The following is a 17,127-nucleotide window of genomic DNA, read 5'->3' as shown; positions in this document are numbered from 1 at the left end:
GGCCAGTTCCAGCCGTAGTGTCCGCCGTACCAGCGGCCGTCGAGCAGTCCGCCGACGGTGCCGTCGGGGGCGACGTTGTCGGGGAGGATGCCGCCGTTGGCGGCGGCCCGCTCGCGCCAGGCGCCGACGTATTCGGTGATCCAGTCGCGGTAGCGCTGCTCGCCGGTGAGGATCAGGGCATTGTGGACGAGCCCGGCGGCGGCGAGGTTGACCGCCGTGTCGCCGACACCCATGCGCCGCGCCATCTCCGTGCTCAGCCGCGGATCCACGGCCCGCTCGGGTTCCGGGGCGTCGGGCGGCAGGATCCAGTCCAGTGGGAAGCCGTACATCTCGGCTTCCTTGGGTAGCCAGGGGTAGCTGTCGCCGTCGAAGATCCCTTCGCGGTCCGGGTCGCTGCCGTTGTGGGGGCGGGTGATGATGCGGTGCCGGGGGTCGTAGTTGCCGTGTGCGGGGTCGATGTAGAGCTGTGCGAAGCGGGTGGCGCGTTCTGTCCAGTGTTCGGGTGCGGCCATGCACAGGAAGTAGAGCAGTAGCAGGCTTTCGCCTTGGTGGAACCAGTCGTATCCGCGTTCGTATTCGTCGTGGAGCATGCCGAGTTCGGTCAGCTGGCGGGTGACGCCCTGCCAGTGTCGTTCGCTGGCGAGCAGCAGGTCGCTGGCGCCGCCGAGCAGGTAGAGCTGGGGCCAGTTGAAGAAGACCTCGTAGAAGTCGTCCACGCCGTCACGGGTGGAGAGGCGGCCGCGGTAGTTCAGGCGCCCGTCGGGCCCGGTGTACTCGCGTTCGAAGCGGCGCCAGGCCTGGTCGAGCAGGTCGAACAGCTCGCGCTGGGCGATGGCCCAGAGCGGGGGTTCGAGCAGCGGCACCGAGGCGGTGACTGCGGGGTGCATCCGGAGGTACTCCTTCTTGCGGCTATTCCTTGGTGGCGCCGGCGAGCATGCCGGCGACGAGGAATCGTTGGGAGAAGAGGAAGACGAGCAGGACCGGGGTGATGGCCAGCAGGGTGGCCAACGCCAGTTCCGGGCGTTGTACGGCCAGGCTGCCGACGGTGGGGTTGAACTGGGGTACGTCGTCGAGCAGGGTGCCCAGGCGCTGCGCGGCAGCCAGACGCGTGGAATCAACCCACACCGTCAGTGCGCCACCGGTCTGCGCCGCCGACCTGAACCCGCCCTGCACACCGGAGCCTGTTCCGGACGTGCCTGTGCTCGTGCCGCAAGCCGCGACGGAGGCAAGAGCCAGCGCGCCACCGACCGCCAACAGCCCGGCACGCCTGCGCCGCTTGCCCGTGCCTTGCGCGCCGATGACGTGGACCTTCGCTTTCATGAACGACTCCACTGCGTCGTGGCACCGCTCGGGCTCGGCCCTGCGGACGGAGGCTGAGAAAATGTGTCTGATACATCGCGCTGACCAAACCCAAGTGTGCGGATCAGATCGGGTCCGGATGTGCGCAAGCTGATGGCTCTTACTTGCCGGGTTGGCGCGATGTCCTTCGGCACACATAACAGCCTCGCCAAGACGTCAGCGTCAAGAGGCTGGGCATACCTATCTTCAAGATTTTTTTACTCGCCGGTCACGAACCGACGCCGTTTTGCCCGTTCTTAAGCGCTTATCGGCGACATTCGACGCACTATATGTCACACACATCTATCGAGATGCTCAACGCCGATGTATGCTCTTGACACAGTGAAGAACTGCCGTACCTTTCCGCGGCAGAGGGCGAAGGAGACAGGAACCGGTGGACGGCAGACCCATTCCGACGGAATCGAACGCGTCCGCCACACAGCTGGACGGGGCGCAGCCGGAGGCCTACCGGCCAGGCTACGAACTGGCCGCCGAGCAGATCCTGCAGCTGATCACCGAGGCGCGGCTGCAACCGGGCGACCGGATGCCGACCGAGCACGAGCTGGCCTCGCGCGTGGGCACCAGCCGGACCGTGGTGCGCGAAGCGATCAAGATCCTCTCGGCGATCGGGCGCGTGAACGTGCAGAAGGGCCGCGGCTTGTACGTGGCCGACGGAGAGGGCATGCTCGGCTCCTCGCGCTGGGGTGCAACTTTCCTCCCGACCGACCTCGACCACGTCTACATGCTCTTCGAGTTCCGCCGTGTCCAGGAGACCGCCGCCAGCCGGCTGGCGGCCGCCCGCGCCACCCCCGCGGAGTTGCGCGCCATCGAAACCGCCGCGCAGCTGTGCGAGCAGGGCCACCTGACCGCACAGGTGGCGCTGTTCGACCGCGGCGACGACGACTTCCACCTCGGCATCGCCGCCGCCTCGCACAACCCGTTCCTCGTCGCCTCGGTACGCGAGGCCCGCCGCCTGCAGCGCCAGTCCAGCACCATCGGGATGAACGGCGCGATCGGCAGCCACGCCGCGGAAGCGATCGCCGAACACGACGCGATCTACCAGGCGATCCGCGACGGCGACGCGGAAGCCGCGGCCGTGGCTGCCGGGGTGCACCTGGACAAGACCCTCGACGACTATCGCCGGGAGATCCAGCGCCGCGTCTTCGGCGAGTAGCGCGACTGACGTAGCGGGCCTTCAACGTGCCCGGCGTGTGCGCGGAGGAGGGTGTGCGGGCATTGATTAGCGTTCACGCGAGGCCGGCTTCGGCGAGGGCGCGCAGTGAGATGCGCATGGCGACGGCGTCGGGTTCGCGCAGGAAGTCACTGGCCCTAGCGGCTGGCACGACGCGGCGGTAGGGGATTTCGAACTGCGGTTGCCAGGGCCCGATCTCGACCTCGGCGCGCCAGAACGAGCGCACGAGCACCAGGTCCTTCTCGTGGCCCTGTGTACACACGCTGCGGGAGAAGCCAAGGAACCGCGCGTCGACTACCTCGACGCAGGCTTCCTCCCGCATCTCGCGGTCCAGGGTCTCGCGTGGGGTCTCGCTGCCTTCCGGCCGCCCGGCGGGCAGTCCCCAGTACACCTGATCTGGGCTGATCAGTACCAGCTGCCGGCCGCTGTCACCTAGACAGACCCCTGCGGCGCCGTGCGGGCGTCCCCCGATCACAGCGTCAGGCGGATGCCAGGAGACCAGCCAGTGCTGACCCGCGGATACGGTCGGCAGCGGCTCTTGATCGTCTGCTGCAGTAAGCATCCGATCGCTCCTGAGGCGGCATTCATCCGCCGCCCAGGGAATCATCGGGTGCCTGGCGCTCCGGACGGCAGTCCCACGGCAGCGTACGACCGGGCGGCCTCACCCGGCGACTGGCACCGCAAGGGTGTCGAGGAGCGCAGTGGAGGGCGCGATCGCGCCGAACACGCCTCCTTGCATGGTCACCATGCGCAAGGCGGCCTCATGGTTCGCCGGGTCGGTGGCGCCGGTGCAGTCCGTCAGCAGCAGGCATTCGTACCCTCGGTCATTGGCCTCGCGCATGGTGGTGTGTACGCACACGTCGGTGGTGATCCCGGTGAGGATCAGGTGGCTGATTCCGCGGGTTCGCAGCAGAAGGTCGAGGTCTGTCGCGTAGAACGCGCCCTTTCCGGGTTTGTCGACGATCAGCTCGCCGTCGAGCGGGGCGGCTTCCGGGACGATCTGCCAGCCCGGCTCGCCGCGCACCAGGATCCGGCCGCACGGGCCCGGGTCGCCGATGCCCGCGCCGATGCGGCGGGAGCGCCACAGCTTGTTCGGCGGGCAGTCCGCGAGATCCGCGCGGTGGCCTTCCCGGGTGTGCACGATGGTCATTCCGGCGGCGCGCGCGGCGGCGAGCACCTTGGCGGTCGGGATCAGCGGCGCGCGGGTGAGGGCCAGGTCATAGCCCATCGCGTCCACGTAGCCGCCGGGGCCGCAGAAGTCCGTCTGCCAGTCGATGCACAGCAGCGCGGTGCGAGCGGGGTCCAGCGCGCCGTCGTAAGGCCACTGATACGGTTCGGCGTCCACGGTCCCGAACAGCGCTCCCACCGGATCCGTACGTGTGCTGATGCTCATCGTGTCCGCCTCTCACCGGTGTGCGGGATGTGGTGCGGGAAATCAGTCCAGCGTCGCCATGCGCGCGATGGCGCGCAGCGCACGCTCCTCGGCGACCTTCTTGGACTCGGCCAGGTGCGCCCGGAAGATCCGTTCCGCCTGCTCCGGATCGTCGGCCATCACCGCGCCGAGCAGCCGCAGGTGCTCGACGATGGTGCGCTGGATCCTGTCGTCGGTCAGGAAATCGTGGATACGCACGACCCTGATACGCGCGTTGACCGACCGCAGCAGGTCGACCAGGATGTCGTTGCCCGCGGATCCGGCGAGGCGGATGTGGAAGTCCTCGTCGAGGCTGACGAAACCCGGGTCGGCCTTCGGCTGGTCGCGGCGCAGCGTCTCCCAGTCCTCGCGCAGATGCTTGAGCATGGTGCGGTCGTGCCTGCTGCCGGCCTCCGCCGGCCGCCACAACGCGCCGATCTCCAGCGCGCGGCGTGCCTCATACAGGCTCGCGATGTCGTTCGGGTCCGGGACCGTGGGGCGGTAACCGCCGTCGCGGTGCCGGGTGATCAGCCCCTCGCCGTGCAGGCGGATCAGGGCATGGCGGACCGGGGTGCGGGACACGCCGATCAGGGCGGCGAGCCGCTCCTCGGCCATACGGTGGGTGAGCGGGAACGAGCCTGCCAACAGCCGGTCACGCAACTCCCGATACGCGATCTCGCTCGGCGAATCCCGCGTCGCTGCCGTAGCAGGATCCTGCGCCGTATCCGCTGCCGAATCCATGCCGTCATCCTCTGCGGCGACCGTAACGGCGCCGTTCCCCGCAGGTTACGGCGCAGTCAACCGCGTAGCGAGCACTCCTATGCTTGCGACCATGCCCCAAACGCGCATCGTGCTGATCCATGGCGCCGCTACGACGGCTGCGATCTGGCAGCGCGTCAGGTGCGCGCTGGCCGAGCTGTTCCCGCAGGTGCCGGTGGTTGCGCCGCAGCGGGCGTACAGCGGTGACCTGGCCGCCGAAGTGGACGCGCTGGCCGCGCTCTGCACGGACGCCGTCGTAGTCGGCGTCAGTGGCGGAGCCACGCTCGGGCTGGCGCTGCTGGCCGCCGAGGTGCCGTTGGCCGGGGCGGTGTTGCACGAGCCGGCCGTCGGCAGCCTGGTGCCCGGCCTGCTCGCTCCGGTGGCCGCGGCTTACGCGTCCGGCGGAGTGGCCGCCTTCGGAGCGGCACTCTACGGGCCAGCGTGGACCGCGGCGATGGCCCCGGCCGATCCGGATGCGGTACGTCGTGACCTGGCCATGTTCAGCGCCTTCCAGCCCACTCCCCAGCCGTCCGTGCCCGGCACGGCGCTGACCACTGTCGGCTCGCGCTCCCCTGCGGTACGGCACGCAGCCGCACGTGCGCTGCAAGTTCACTGCGCCCTGCCGTATCGGGTCATCGACGATTGTGGTCATGCCGCCCACCTGGAGTGTCCGGAGGCTTTGGCGTCGCTGGCCGGACGGCTGGCGCTGCGCCTTCCCCCATCGGGCTGATCACGCCGCTTCCGCCGCGGCCAGCAGGTGCTCGTCAGGGTCGGGTTCGCGCGGCGGCACTTTGCGCAGCGCGAACAGGGCGCACACCGCTGCGGCCAGCAGGTAGCCGAGGGCGACTTCGCCGTCGATGTTCCACCCGACCTTCGCGCCGTGGATGAGTCCGACGAAGGAGAGCACGGCGCCGGCCCCGCAGTAGATCGCGGCCTTGACGAACTGCCGGTCGATCAGGAACGCGACGATCGCGCCGAGGATCAGTCCGGCCAGCACCGCTCCGTCGCCGAGCAGCATCAGGCCCCTGTAGATCACCCCGGCGTTGACCAACGCGCTTTCCGGAACGGTGCCGGGGCTCGTCGCGGTCGGCGGGATCAGCTTCGCGTGCTCGCTGAAATCCACGTTCTGATATCCGACTGCGGAGAGCACGTTCGCCATCTGGCCCTGCGCCCACGAGGCCACGTTCGGGATGATCGCGATCATCACGGCCGCGGCATGGGCACGTGGGACCGCCTGGAAGGCCTGGGCACCGATGAGCAGTCCGATGTACAGCAGGATCGGCACGATCGCCGGTATCGGCAGCAGCGCGCCGAGCAGCCCGAACATGCCGCTGAAACAGAGCACCGCGATGACGATCCCGCTGGCCATCGAGTACGTGGTGCGTCCGCCCGCAGCCTTCCAGCCCGGGTGGCCGATGTAGACGGCCGGCGGGAAGGGCGAGCCGAGGGCCGCGCCGACGATCGCACCGGTGCCGTCGGCCAGCAGCACCGAGCGCAGGTTGTAGGAGTCGCCCGCGACGGCGGCGCTCTCCACGTTCGTCATGCCTTCGGTGAAGTTGTAGATGCCGAGCGGGATCGCGGTGGACAGCAGCGGCCCGATGTGGCTCAGGCCCGTGAACAGCAGGTGGAACTGGAGGGTGGGCAGGCCGATGGCGACGTCCTTGGCGGCCGCGGAGACGTCCGGCGCGGACATGAAGCCGCCGATCCAGCCGATGGCGGTGCCGACCAGCAGCGCGGCGAGGCCGACCGGGATGTTGCCGGGCAGCCGCAGGTTCGTGAAGAACCCGATCAGGATGATGACCATGACCGGCAGCGCGATCCAGGCCGCCTCCCACATCTGTCCGGCCGGCCGCATCGAGATGAAGGCCACGGAGATGCCGGCGAGCGTGCCGAGCAACGCGGCGCGCGGTGTCCATCGGCGCACGTACGGCCCGACGAAGGCCCCGGCGAGCACGATGAGCCCGATGACGAAGGCCCAGGCCAGTCCGGCCTCCCACGCGCGTACCGGATCCTTGGTGGCCAGGTAGGTCGGCAGCATGATGACGAAGGTGACGATGAACATGTGCGGTACCGACGGGCCGTAGGGCATGGCCGCCACGTCGGTGCGCTGCTCCCGGCGCGCCAGCCTGCGGGCGAGGTAGGTGTAGTAGACGTTGCCGACCAGCAGTTCCACGCCGAGCGCGGGAAGGATCGTGTGGTAGGCGTCGTGCGCGGAGATGCCGACGACGCCGATCACCAGCCCGGTGAGAACCAGGACGTTGACGAGGACGTTGAATCCGAGCCCGAAGAAGGCGTTGGTCTCGCCCGGCGCCCACCAGGGAAGCGTCGGCGGCGGGGTGGCCTCGGTGGTCGATTCGGCGGCAGGGGTGACTGTGGTCATGGCGGGCTCCGTGGAGGGTGGAGTCAAGAAGGTGTGAGCCGGGGGCGCTGCGGCGGTGTCGCCCGCGACAGCGTGGTATCAGGACGTGATTACGCTGGTGAGGCGTCGAGCGCCGCGAGGTAGTCGCTCGACGTGGCCGTCCAGCCGAAGATGCCGCCCTGCGCGGCGATCATCGCCAGGCCGACGCGGTGGAATTCCGGGAAATACGAGCCGACGCAGTCGGACAGGACCAGGCACTCGAAGCCGCGGTCGTTCGCTTCGCGCACCGTGGTGTGCACGCAGACCTCGGTCGTCACCCCGGTCACGATCAGCTGAGTCACGCCCTCCTCGGCCAGCAGGGCGCCGAGGTCCGTGCCGTAGAACGCGCCCTTGCCCGGCTTGTCGATGACCGGTTCGCCGGGCAGCGGGGCGAGTTCGTCGATGATGTCGTGCCCGTATTCGCCGCGAATCAGGATGCGTCCGTTGGGGCCCGGATCGCCGATCCGCGCCGAGGGTGCGCCGCGGTTCAGCTTGCTGGGCGGGCAGTCGGACAGGTCGGGCAGGTGGCCCTCGCGGGTGTGGATCACCGGCCGGCCGGCGGCGCGGGTCGCCTCCAGCACCCGCCGCAGCGGCGCGATCGTGCGGCGCAGGACGCCGACGTCGTTGCCGAGGGACGCGCCGAAGCCGCCGGGCTCGAGGAAATCGCGCTGCATGTCGATCACCACGAGCGCCGCCGAGGCCGGGTCGAGGAGGAAGGGCGCCGGGGCGGCCGGTATCGCAGTGCGTTGCGGCGTCAAGGATTCAGCGCCGCGCGGATTGGGATACGACGGAGCGTGCGCATGGGACATGGGCACTCACCTACTGGGATTCACAGCGCAACAGGGTCGGGTGCGGGCTGTGCAAGTGGTGCGGCCGTGCTGTAGCGATGACTGTCGACCTGCGGCTTTGCCAGCGCGAGTCACGGCTGTGAAGAACTGATTACCGATGTATCCAAGGCTGGATCCGGCGCGGGATCCAGCGTGTCAGCGGGTCCAGATGTAGTAGTTCTGCGTGCCGTGGCTGGTGTGCGCGGGCACGGTGGCGGCGAGGTGATAGCCGCTGCCGCGCTGGGCCAGGGTGTCCGTGAGCTGCTTGTCCAGCGCGGCGGTCGGGCCGAAGTCGAGCACGACAAGGTCGAAGTAGTGGTCTGCGATGGCTGCCTGATAGGCCGGGAAACCGGTCAGCTGCTGGCCGCTCTTGGTCGGGTAGCTGAAGAAGAAGGTGGTGAGCCATTCGTAGGGCTCGGTGCTGTCGCGCAGGTAGTAGCGGGGCACCTCGTTCTCCTCGGCGAGGTATTTGAAGTGCCCTTCGCCGGTCATCGGCCGCAGCGCGGAGACCAGTCCCGCCGAGTTCGGCCAGCCGTACTCGGGGGCGGCCGCGTGCCCGGCGTACCAGGCCAGCACGACCGCGAGACCGAGGGCGAGGCCCGGGATCCGGCGGCGCGGATCGATGGCGGTGAGCCGGGACAGGCGACTGACGGCGAGTCCGGCGACCGGCGCGGCGAACAGCAGGCCGAATCCGATGTGCTTGTGCAGCGACTGCATCTGATGGATGTGCACCTGGTAGACCGTGGCGAGCGCGACGCTGGCGGCCAGGACGGCGGCCAGCGCGACGCGAGTGCGGGGGCCTGCGGCGTCAGGGCGGCGACGCGAGCGCGCCTCGCTGACCACGCCGATCACCGCGAGCACCGCCAGCCAGCCACACCACACGAGCGAGAGTCGCACGAGCGCGGAGGTCGGATCGCCGCCCAGGTTCCGGTGGGTCGTGGTCTGGGTCAGCCCGAGACGAAGGTCGGGTGACGCGCTGGCGTACCCGACGGCGAGCGTCACGACGACGGCGACGCCGAGCAGGCCCGCGCGTAGAAGGCCTCTGATCCACGGGCGCCGCAGCGTGCCGTCCTGCGCGTGCGGCACGGCCAGGACGGTGACCGCGAGCAGGGTCGGCAGGTAGAGGGCCGAGGCGTACTTGACCCCGATCGCGAGCACGATCGGAGGCGCGGCGAGCAGGACGAACGCGGGATTGCGCCGGGCTGTGCGCACGACCGTCCACAGGCCCACCGCCAGCAGGAAGATCGCGGACGAGTCGTAGGTGGCCAGCCTGCTGAGGAACAGCGTCGGCGCGCAGGTGCCGAAGAACGCGGCGGCCAGGATGGCCGGCGCCCTGCCGTACAGCCGCCGCGTCACGGACCACACCAGCACGGTCGCGGCGAGCATGAGCAGCAGGCTGAACAGCCGTACCGCCTCCAACCCGCCGAGATAGTCGAACCCTGCGGCGGCGATCGGGTACAGGAACGGCAGCCCGGAGAAGTAGCTCGCGTAGTTGTCGTACGTCGGCGTTCCGTGCAGCAGCAGCGCCCATTCGCGGTGGCCTGCGTACACGTACAGGGCTTCGTCTTCGAATGCTGTGTTCTGCAGCCGGTAGGCGAGGGCGACTTGGGCGACGAGCACGGCGAACAGCGGCAGCAGACCGGCCGCCCGCGCGCCGATCGGGGTCACGGCGAACCGTTCCCACCGCGTCCACCCTGCCCGCCACATCTGTCGCGTCGGCGCGGAAGGCGTCTGCGCGTCGACCGCCGCGTTGTCGCCGGGGTGCGTCGTGGAGGCGGTCATCTCGTGTGGTCAACCTTCATGATGTCGATGCGCTGGTCGCCGGTGCCGAAGGTAGCCACGACGGTCGAGTGCTTGATCGCGGCGCTCACCGTCGGCAGGCTGTTAGGGTCCTGCCGGATGATCGAGGAGGAGACGACGTAGTCGAGGTCCCGCCAGCCGCGCGGCAGCGTCTTGGTGACCGCCGGGTCGAGGTCCACCTTGTAGAACCAGATGGCGCCGAGCCCGGGCTGGAAGCCGTACTCGACCAGGTCCGGCCACATCGCGTCGTCCACGACCACCCGCGTGTGCGCGGGGTCCGCGATGTGTGCGTGCATCCACTGCGAGGCGGCCGCGTAGTTGGTGTTCGACAGGGCGCTGTCCGCGGTCTCGTCGCCGGTCTCCCAGCTCGGCGCCAGCAGCGCGACCGCGAGCACGGAGGCGAACGCGACCAGGTTCGCGCCGCCGGCGCGCAGGAACGGGATCCGCTCGCTGCGCCAGCGCATCGCCGCGCCGACGACGTTGTCCAGCAGGCCCGCGATGACGACCGCGAAGAACGGCAGCGCCTGGATCACGTACATGGCCGGCAGATAACCGCTGGGGCGCGCGGCGACCACGATGAGGATCACCGCGGCCAGGGCGATCGGGCGCAGCCGCTTGAATCCGAGGGCGGCGACGGAGGCCAGTACGCCCGCGTACATGATCACCGGGTCGCGCACCAGCCACCAGTGCAGGGTGAGGTTGGCCAGCGTGCCCTGCTGGAAGATGTCGCCCGAGCCCGGCCGGCTGAGCTGGTAGTGGATCGCGCCGAACAGGGAGTTGTGGCCGGGGCCGGAGAACAGCTCGCCCTTGAGCAGGGCGAAGAGCGGGTACTGGAACAGCAGCAGGCCGGCGGTGGCCAGGAAGCCGGCCAACGCGAACTTGCGGGTGCTGCGATCAGTGCCCTGCCACACGGCGAGCAGCAGCGCGGGGGCGACGACGATCATCGTCTCCTTGGACAGGATCGCGAGCGCCGCGCAGCCGCCGGAGGCGATGTGGTGCCAGAGGTGGCGGGTCGGGGTGAGCGCCAACACGAACGCGGCGAGCATCCAGACCACTGCGAAGTTGTCGAGGTAGATCTCGCGCTGCATGGTCACCGAGAGCGGCGAGAGCCCGAACGCCACGACCGCGACGGCGGCCGCCCAGCGGGACATCCGCAGCCTGAGGCAGAGCACGTAGACCAGCGCCGCGCCGATCGCCGACACCGGCAGCATGATGATGCGCGCGTGCATGACGACCATCGGCCCGTGGAAGAGAAGCGCCGGAATCCAGGACAGCGCGGCGATCTGGATCCAGCCGAACGGCGGGTGGTCGTACCAGTAGCTGTAGTGCGCGAGCCCGTGGCCGTGCTGGATGGCCCAGGCCTGGGCGAGGTAGGTTCCCTCGTCGTCGGAGACGGTCGGGAAGTTCGCGATGTTGATCCCCTGGACCGCGAGCACGACCAGGACCAGCGCGGTCACGATGCTCGCGTCGCGATGGCGCAGAATCAGATCGCTGATTCGTTCGCGGCCGCCTCGACGCCAGGGCACCGGCGCCGGTTCGCGTTGCGGCTCGGCAAGACCGGGCTGCGCCACGCGCGATTCGCCCGGCTCGATCACTTCCTCGATGACGGCGGACATCAGGCGGCCGGCTCCGAGACGAGGTGCGCACCGGTGTGCCTGGTCAGCTCCCAGTCGTTGCGGCCGCGCAGCTCCCGCCATACCGCGCGCATCGCCGCGCCGGCGAGGATGAGCTGGTAGAAGGGGCCGCCGAGGATGAGCTTGGCGTAGTGCGACGGTTTGATCCGCAGCTGGTACTGGTTGCCGAAGTCGTGCAGGCCCACCGCCTCGAAGGCGAAGGTGGCGAGCATCGGCACGACCGGCAGGAAGGATATCTGCGCGACCAGCACCGGGACTCGGCCGGTCAGCGCGACCAGCAGGCCCATCAGCACCATGAGTCCGGAAAACGCCTGGATGAACGGCGTGACCAGGGTGTACCTGGCCAGCAGCCGTTGCCGGAACGAGGGCAGCCGCTTCCAATCCTGCTTGCGCAGCACTTGCAGGAAGCCCTGGTTCCACCGGGTGCGCTGCTTGAAGAGCGCGACGACGGAGCCGGGCGTCTCCTCGCGGGTGACCATCTCCGAGTCGTAGGCCACCACCACCTTCGCCCCCTGGCTCGAGAGCCTGACCCCGAGGTCGCAGTCCTCGGCGAGGCAGTTCTGATCCCAGCCGTCGTTGGCCCGCAGCAGGTCGGTGCGCACGAACACGGTGTTGCCGCCGAGCGGGATGAAGCCCTTGCGGGCGTGCAGGTGCAGCCGGCTGCGGAACCAGAAGAAGTACTCCAGGCAGTTGCGCAGGCTGTACCAGCTGGAATGGAAGTTGATCAGCTGCACCCCGCCCTGCACCACGTCCGCCCCGGTCTCCCGGAACGCGTGGTCGACGTGCGCCAGCAGGCTCGGATGGACCTGGTCCTCCGCGTCGAAGACCCCGACTACGTCGCCGGTGCAGTACGGCAGGGCCGTGTTGAGCGCCTTGGGTTTGTTCTTGCGCTCGTGCGTGTCGGTGATGACCTTCACCACGTCCGGACTGGCCTGCGCCAGGCGGTGCGCGACCGCGGCGGTGTCCGGATCGTCGTGGCCGACGATCACCAGCACCTCGTAGTCGGCATGGGTGGACTCGAGCAAGCGGTTGACGGTGTGCTCGAGCACCTCCTGCTCGTGCCTGGCCGGGACCAGCAGCGAGAAGCAGAGCCCGTCATCGCCGACCGGGTCGGCGAACCGGGTCGCCTGCAGCGTCTCCGGCGTGCGCCAGGCGTGCAGCATCCACCACAACGTGAAACCGGCCACCCCGGTCAGGAAAAACGACACGACGACAATCAAAACGCTGATCAAAGAAGACCCCCACGCCCTAAGCCCGATTCAGCTTAACGGCAAGTCTGGCAGAGCCGGTGAGCCGCGGCACACATTCCATCGCACATTAACAGACTGTTCATACGCGCGGCCGGAAGGGGCGCCTTAAGTCAACACTGTGTGACGTTTTCCGATCCGGCGCGCGCGGAACGCCGGGAGGCGATAACTTCAGTCGGCTGGGTTTCCAGAAACACGTATGTATGAATACTGATAAATCTCGCGGCGCTTCACGCAGGGGAGAACTGGTGCGTCATCGAATATCGGGCGGTGCGGTCGTGGCCGCCCTGCTGGCCGGCGGGCTGGCCTTCCCGGCCGTCGCGGTGCGGGCGGACGCCACGACCGCGTCGGCCGACACCTACCGGACCGGATGGGACGCCAACGAGCCGGGGCTGTCGCCGGCCTCCGTCGCCTCCTCCGACTTCGGCCAGCAGTTTTCCACCCAGCTCGAGTCGACGGTGCAGAGCCAGATCTACGCCCAGCCGATCGTGGCGAACGGCACCCTGATCGCGGCCACCGAGACGAACAACGTCTACGGGCTCGATCCCGCGACCGGCGCGGTGCGGTGGACGGTCAACCTCGGTACGCCGTGGCCCGCGAGCGTCACCGTTCCGGGCAACTCCTGGTCCTGCAACGACATGTCGCCGGACGGCACCACGACCCCTGTGATCGGAATCACGTCGACCCCGGTCTACGACCCGGCAACCGGATACGTATATCTGACGTCTAAAGTCGACGGTGGCGTCTATCACGAATCGCCGAAGTGGTTTATGCACGCGGTCAATCCCGCCACCGGCGCCGAGAAATCCGGCTTTCCGGTGCAGATAGCCGGTTCGCCCTCGAATGACCCGTCGCTCGTTTTCGACCCGGTTCAGGAGGCGCAGCGGCCCGGGCTTCTGCTGCTGGGCGGTGTCGTTTATGCCGGATTCGGCTCGTTGTGCGACGCGGGCAACTGGCGCGGCTATGTGGCGGGCGTGTCGACGGCCGGCAAGCAGACCGCGCTGTGGTCCGACGTGGCCGGCAGCGGCTCGGTCGACGGCGGCGGCATCTGGGCCAGCGGCGCGGGCCTTGTCGCCGACGGCTCCGGGCACATCTTCTTCGCGACCGGCAACAACGGCTCTCCCCCGGTCGGCGCCGGCAGCGCGCCCCCGTCCCTGCTGGGCGAGTCGGTGGTGCGCCTCAACGTCAACAGCGACGGCTCGCTCTCCGCCGGCGACTTCTTCTCCCCCTCGGACGCGAACACCCTCGACACCAACGACCGGGACCTCGGCTCCGGCGGCCCGATGGCGCTGCCCGATTCCATGGGCACGGCCTCGATCCCGCACCTGATGGTCGAGTCGGGCAAGGACGGGCGCATCTTCCTGCTCAACCGGGACAACCTCGGCGGGCGCGGCCAGGGCGCCGGAGGCACCGACGCCGTCGTGCAGACGCTCGGCCCGTATCAGGGCTGCTACTGCCATCCGGCGGCGTGGCCCGGAGACGGCGGTTACATCTACTACCCGAGCAACGGCGGCCCGCTGACGGCGTTCAAGTACGGCCTGTCAGGGTCCGGACAGCCGTCGCTCGCCGCAGTCGGCCACGGGGCCTTCAACTACAGCTACCTGTGTGAGGGCTCACCGCTGGTCACCTCCACCGGCACCACCTCGGACACCGCCGTGGTGTGGGCAACGCGATGCACGGACCAGAAGACCGGCTCCGGCAGTTATCTGGTGGCCTACAACGCGATTCCAAACGCGGACGGCTCGTTAACTCAGCTCTATGCGACGCCGCTGCCGAACCTGACCAAGTTCAACATGCCTGCCACCGACGGCGGCCGCGTCTACGTCGCCACCCGGACCGGCAAGATCCTCGCCTTCGGCCGGCCGGCCTCGTCGGCGCTAACCGGCTCGCCGGTGAACGTCGGCAACGTCAACGTCGGCGCGACCGGTACCGGCACGCTCACCGTCCAGTCGACCAAGGCGCTGAACATCACCGCGATCACGACCTCGGCGCCGTTCGCCGCGACAGCGCCAGCCCTGCCGTACGCCATGGCGGCCGGGGCGACCCTGTCCGTACCGGTCTCCTTCACCCCGACGGCCGCGGGCAACGCCAGCGGCATCATCACCCTTACGACCGACAGCGGCTCGATCGGATTCGCCGTCGCCGGCAACGGGGTCAAACCCGGGCTGACCGCCAACCCGACGACGGTGAGCTTCAGCAACCAGCCGACCGGTGTGCCTAAGAGCGCGACGATCCAGTTCACGAACACCGGCACCGCGACCGAGACGGTCACCGCCGAGACCCCGCCGGCCGCGCCGTACTCGACGGGCTCCACCCTGCCGGCGATCGGGACCACGATCGCGGCCGGGGCATCCGTCAACGTCAGCGTCACCTACAGCCCGACGGTGGCCGGCACCGACACCAGCTCGCTTTCCATCACCTCGACATCGGGCACGGTCACGGTGCCGCTCAGCGGCACGGCGGTCACCGGCCAAGGCCACCTGACCATCACCCCGACGACGCTCGCGTTCGGCAACGTGACCGTGGGCACGGCCTCGCAGCCGCTGAGCTTCACCGTGACGAACGACGGCAACATCCCGGTGACGATCACGAAGGCCAAGGCGGTAGCGGGGGACTTCTTCACCACCGCGCCGATCGCCGAGGGCACCCAGATCTCGCCTGACCAGTCCCTGTCCGTGCCGATCACCTTCAAGCCGTCGATCGCGGGCGCGGAGTCGGCCAGCTACGAGATCACCGGCGACACCGGCCAGGGCGAGAACTTCATCACGATGACCGGCACCGGCGTCACCGCGCTGTCCGCCCCGCCGACCAACTGGAAGGCCAACGGTACGGCGACCGTGCCGACTGCCGGCACGATCCAGCTGACCGCGGCCACCGCGTCCGCGGCGGGATCGGCGTTCTACGCCTCGCCGGTGGCCACCGACGGGCTGACCGCCTCGTTCACGGCGCAGATGAACGGCGGCACGGGCGGCGACGGGCTGGCGTTCGCCCTGGTCGACTCGACTAAGGGCACTGCGAGCGGCTTGGGCGCGCCGGGCGGCGGCATCGGCTTCGCCGGCCTTCCCGGGCTCGACGTCGCCCTGGTCAGCTCGTGGAACGGCGGAACGAAGACCGGCAACTTCATCGGCCTCGCCGCGACCGGGGCCTACGCCCAGAGCCAGACCTACTTCTCGTGGGTGAAGGCGCCGAGCAACCTGCGCACCGGCACGCACACCGTCGGCGTCACGATCGGCGGCGGACACGTCAAGGTCTCCCTCGACGGCGCGCAGCTGCTCGACGCGGTGCCGACCGCCGGAGTGCTTCCGGCCAACGCGTACGTCGGCTTCACCGGATCAACCGGCGGATCGACCGACGTGCACGCGGTCAGCGGCATCACCATCACGCCGCCCGCGGCCACGACCGGCCCGCAGCCGCTGACCCCGTCGCCGACGTCCGTCGCCTTCGGGAACGTGACCACCAACACCAGCGCGAGCCAGAGCGTCGTGCTGACCAACAACGGCACCGCCACCGAAACCGTCTCCGCGGTGACCGCACCCACCGGCGGCTTCAGCGCGACGCTGCCCAGCGTCGGCACCGCCGTGGCCGTCGGCGCGTCGGTCACCGTGCCCGTCTCCTTCTCCCCCACCATCTCCGGCGCGCAGAACAGCACCTTCGCGGTGACCACCACCAGCGGCACCGTCACGGTCTCGCTGTCCGGCACCGGCCAGGTCTCCTCCACCAAGACCCTGCCCGGCTTCGCCGACGGCACGTGGACGGCGAACGGGTCGGCGACCATCACCGGCACCGGCGCGGCCGCCACGGCGACTCTCACCACCGACGGCGTCACCGGATCGGCCGGCTCGGTCGTGAACAGCACACCGGTCAACCCGGTCGGGCTCACCGCCACCTTCACGGCGACGATTTCGGGTGCTGCGACGTCCGGGGCCGACGGCATGACCTTCGCGCTCTACGACGCCTCCGCCACGACGAAGAACTCGGTCGGCGGCACCGGCGGCGGGCTCGGCGTATCCGGGCTTCCGGCGGTGTTCGTCGCGCTCGACACGTTCGGGACGATGGGGATCTACGGATCGAGCAACTTCTGCGCGATCGGCACGTCCACCGCGTCCGCGATGACGGCGCTCGCATCGAACAAGTCGATTCCGGTGCTGCGCAACGGCGGCGCGCACACCATCGGCGTCACCGTGACGTCGTCGAGCCACATCGTGGTGAGCATCGACGGCACACAGGTGATGGACGCAGCGGTAACGCTCCCGCCGTCGGTGCTGGTCGCCTTCACCGGCGGCACCGGGTCGCTGACCGACACGCACACCGCCGCGAATCCGGTGGTGACATACGTGTCATGACGTGAGCTCGTGCGCCAGTCACCCCAACGCGCACGGCAGTTTGTGCGTTTCCCAAGCGTGATCTCTTAGCGCCGTCCCCGAAACCCCGTCTCCGCTACCGTTACCGTTACCGCCGCGTTGGGGTTCGGGGTCGGTGACGGGGACGGGTTCGATTTCGGGGTCGGGTTCGGGGTTGCAC

General features: G+C 69.2%; 12 protein-coding genes and 1 pseudogene. 3 read left to right on the top strand and 10 right to left on the bottom strand.

The features are described from left to right. Together VFB40_RS02880 and VFB40_RS28450 are read right to left on the bottom strand one after the other, a co-directional pair. Positions 1–887 (bottom strand): DUF8034 domain-containing protein (locus VFB40_RS02880; protein WP_527249182.1); only part of this gene is annotated, 887 nt, incomplete at its 3' end. Between the two features lie 22 nt (positions 888–909). Continuing rightward, positions 910–1,086, bottom strand: a pseudogene (locus VFB40_RS28450) (carbohydrate ABC transporter permease); the annotation flags it as partial. 694 nt (positions 1,087–1,780) lie between these two features. Here VFB40_RS28450 and VFB40_RS02870 point away from each other — a divergent pair. After that, positions 1,781–2,512, top strand: a complete 732-nt coding sequence (locus tag VFB40_RS02870) for a FadR/GntR family transcriptional regulator (RefSeq protein WP_349261320.1) — start codon at positions 1,781–1,783, stop codon at positions 2,510–2,512. Positions 2,513–2,585: 73 nt separating this feature from the next. Here the strand turns inward: VFB40_RS02870 and VFB40_RS02865 are convergent, their stop codons facing one another. The 3 genes from VFB40_RS02865 to VFB40_RS02855 form a co-directional block, all read right to left on the bottom strand. Further along, positions 2,586–3,092: an NUDIX hydrolase gene (locus tag VFB40_RS02865; RefSeq protein WP_324847680.1), complete on the bottom strand. Its 507-nt coding sequence runs from the start codon at positions 3,090–3,092 to the stop codon at positions 2,586–2,588. A 99-nt stretch (positions 3,093–3,191) separates the two neighbouring features. After that, positions 3,192–3,887, bottom strand: a complete 696-nt coding sequence (biuH, locus tag VFB40_RS02860; RefSeq protein ID WP_349261319.1) for a biuret amidohydrolase — start codon at positions 3,885–3,887, stop codon at positions 3,192–3,194. A 78-nt stretch (positions 3,888–3,965) separates the two neighbouring features. Next, positions 3,966–4,682 (bottom strand): GntR family transcriptional regulator, encoded by a 717-nt coding sequence (locus tag VFB40_RS02855; protein WP_324847678.1) that lies wholly within the window; start codon positions 4,680–4,682, stop codon positions 3,966–3,968. A gap of 91 nt (positions 4,683–4,773) precedes the next feature. On the opposite strand from VFB40_RS02855, the gene VFB40_RS02850 reads away from it, so the two are divergent. Further along, the gene (locus VFB40_RS02850; RefSeq protein ID WP_324847677.1) at positions 4,774–5,430 is read left to right on the top strand and encodes an alpha/beta fold hydrolase; all 657 of its coding nucleotides are present in this window, start codon (positions 4,774–4,776) and stop codon (positions 5,428–5,430) included. Here VFB40_RS02850 and VFB40_RS02845 read toward each other — a convergent pair whose 3' ends face one another. The 5 genes from VFB40_RS02845 to VFB40_RS02825 all read right to left on the bottom strand — a co-directional run bounded on the left by VFB40_RS02845 (position 5,431) and on the right by VFB40_RS02825 (position 12,576). Further along, the gene (locus VFB40_RS02845) at positions 5,431–7,080 is read right to left on the bottom strand and encodes a permease family protein (protein ID WP_324847676.1); all 1,650 of its coding nucleotides are present in this window, start codon (positions 7,078–7,080) and stop codon (positions 5,431–5,433) included. Positions 7,081–7,169: 89 nt separating this feature from the next. Continuing rightward, a complete protein-coding gene (locus VFB40_RS02840; RefSeq protein ID WP_414642012.1) occupies positions 7,170–7,856 on the bottom strand; it encodes a cysteine hydrolase family protein in 687 nt (228 codons plus the stop codon). A 225-nt stretch (positions 7,857–8,081) separates the two neighbouring features. After that, positions 8,082–9,707, bottom strand: coding sequence for an ArnT family glycosyltransferase (locus VFB40_RS02835; RefSeq protein WP_324847674.1), 1,626 nt, complete (start codon positions 9,705–9,707; stop codon positions 8,082–8,084). Beyond that, positions 9,704–11,341, bottom strand: a complete 1,638-nt coding sequence (locus tag VFB40_RS02830; RefSeq protein ID WP_324847673.1) for an ArnT family glycosyltransferase — start codon at positions 11,339–11,341, stop codon at positions 9,704–9,706. Before VFB40_RS02830 ends, VFB40_RS02835 begins: the two co-directional genes overlap by 4 nt. Continuing rightward, positions 11,341–12,576, bottom strand: a complete 1,236-nt coding sequence (locus VFB40_RS02825) for a glycosyltransferase (protein ID WP_527249183.1) — start codon at positions 12,574–12,576, stop codon at positions 11,341–11,343. Before VFB40_RS02825 ends, VFB40_RS02830 begins: the two co-directional genes overlap by 1 nt. Positions 12,577–12,854: 278 nt before the next feature. On the opposite strand from VFB40_RS02825, the gene VFB40_RS02820 reads away from it, so the two are divergent. Then, complete coding sequence (locus tag VFB40_RS02820; RefSeq protein WP_324847671.1) at positions 12,855–16,949, top strand: beta strand repeat-containing protein; 4,095 nt, start codon at positions 12,855–12,857, stop codon at positions 16,947–16,949. Positions 16,950–17,127 lie beyond the last annotated feature (178 nt).

Source organism: Actinocrinis sp. (genome assembly GCF_035650855.1).
Classification (GTDB): Bacteria; Actinomycetota; Actinomycetes; order Streptomycetales; family Catenulisporaceae; genus Actinocrinis.
Note: the sequence above shows the minus strand (reverse complement) of the source record. Positions and strands in the feature narration are given on the sequence as shown.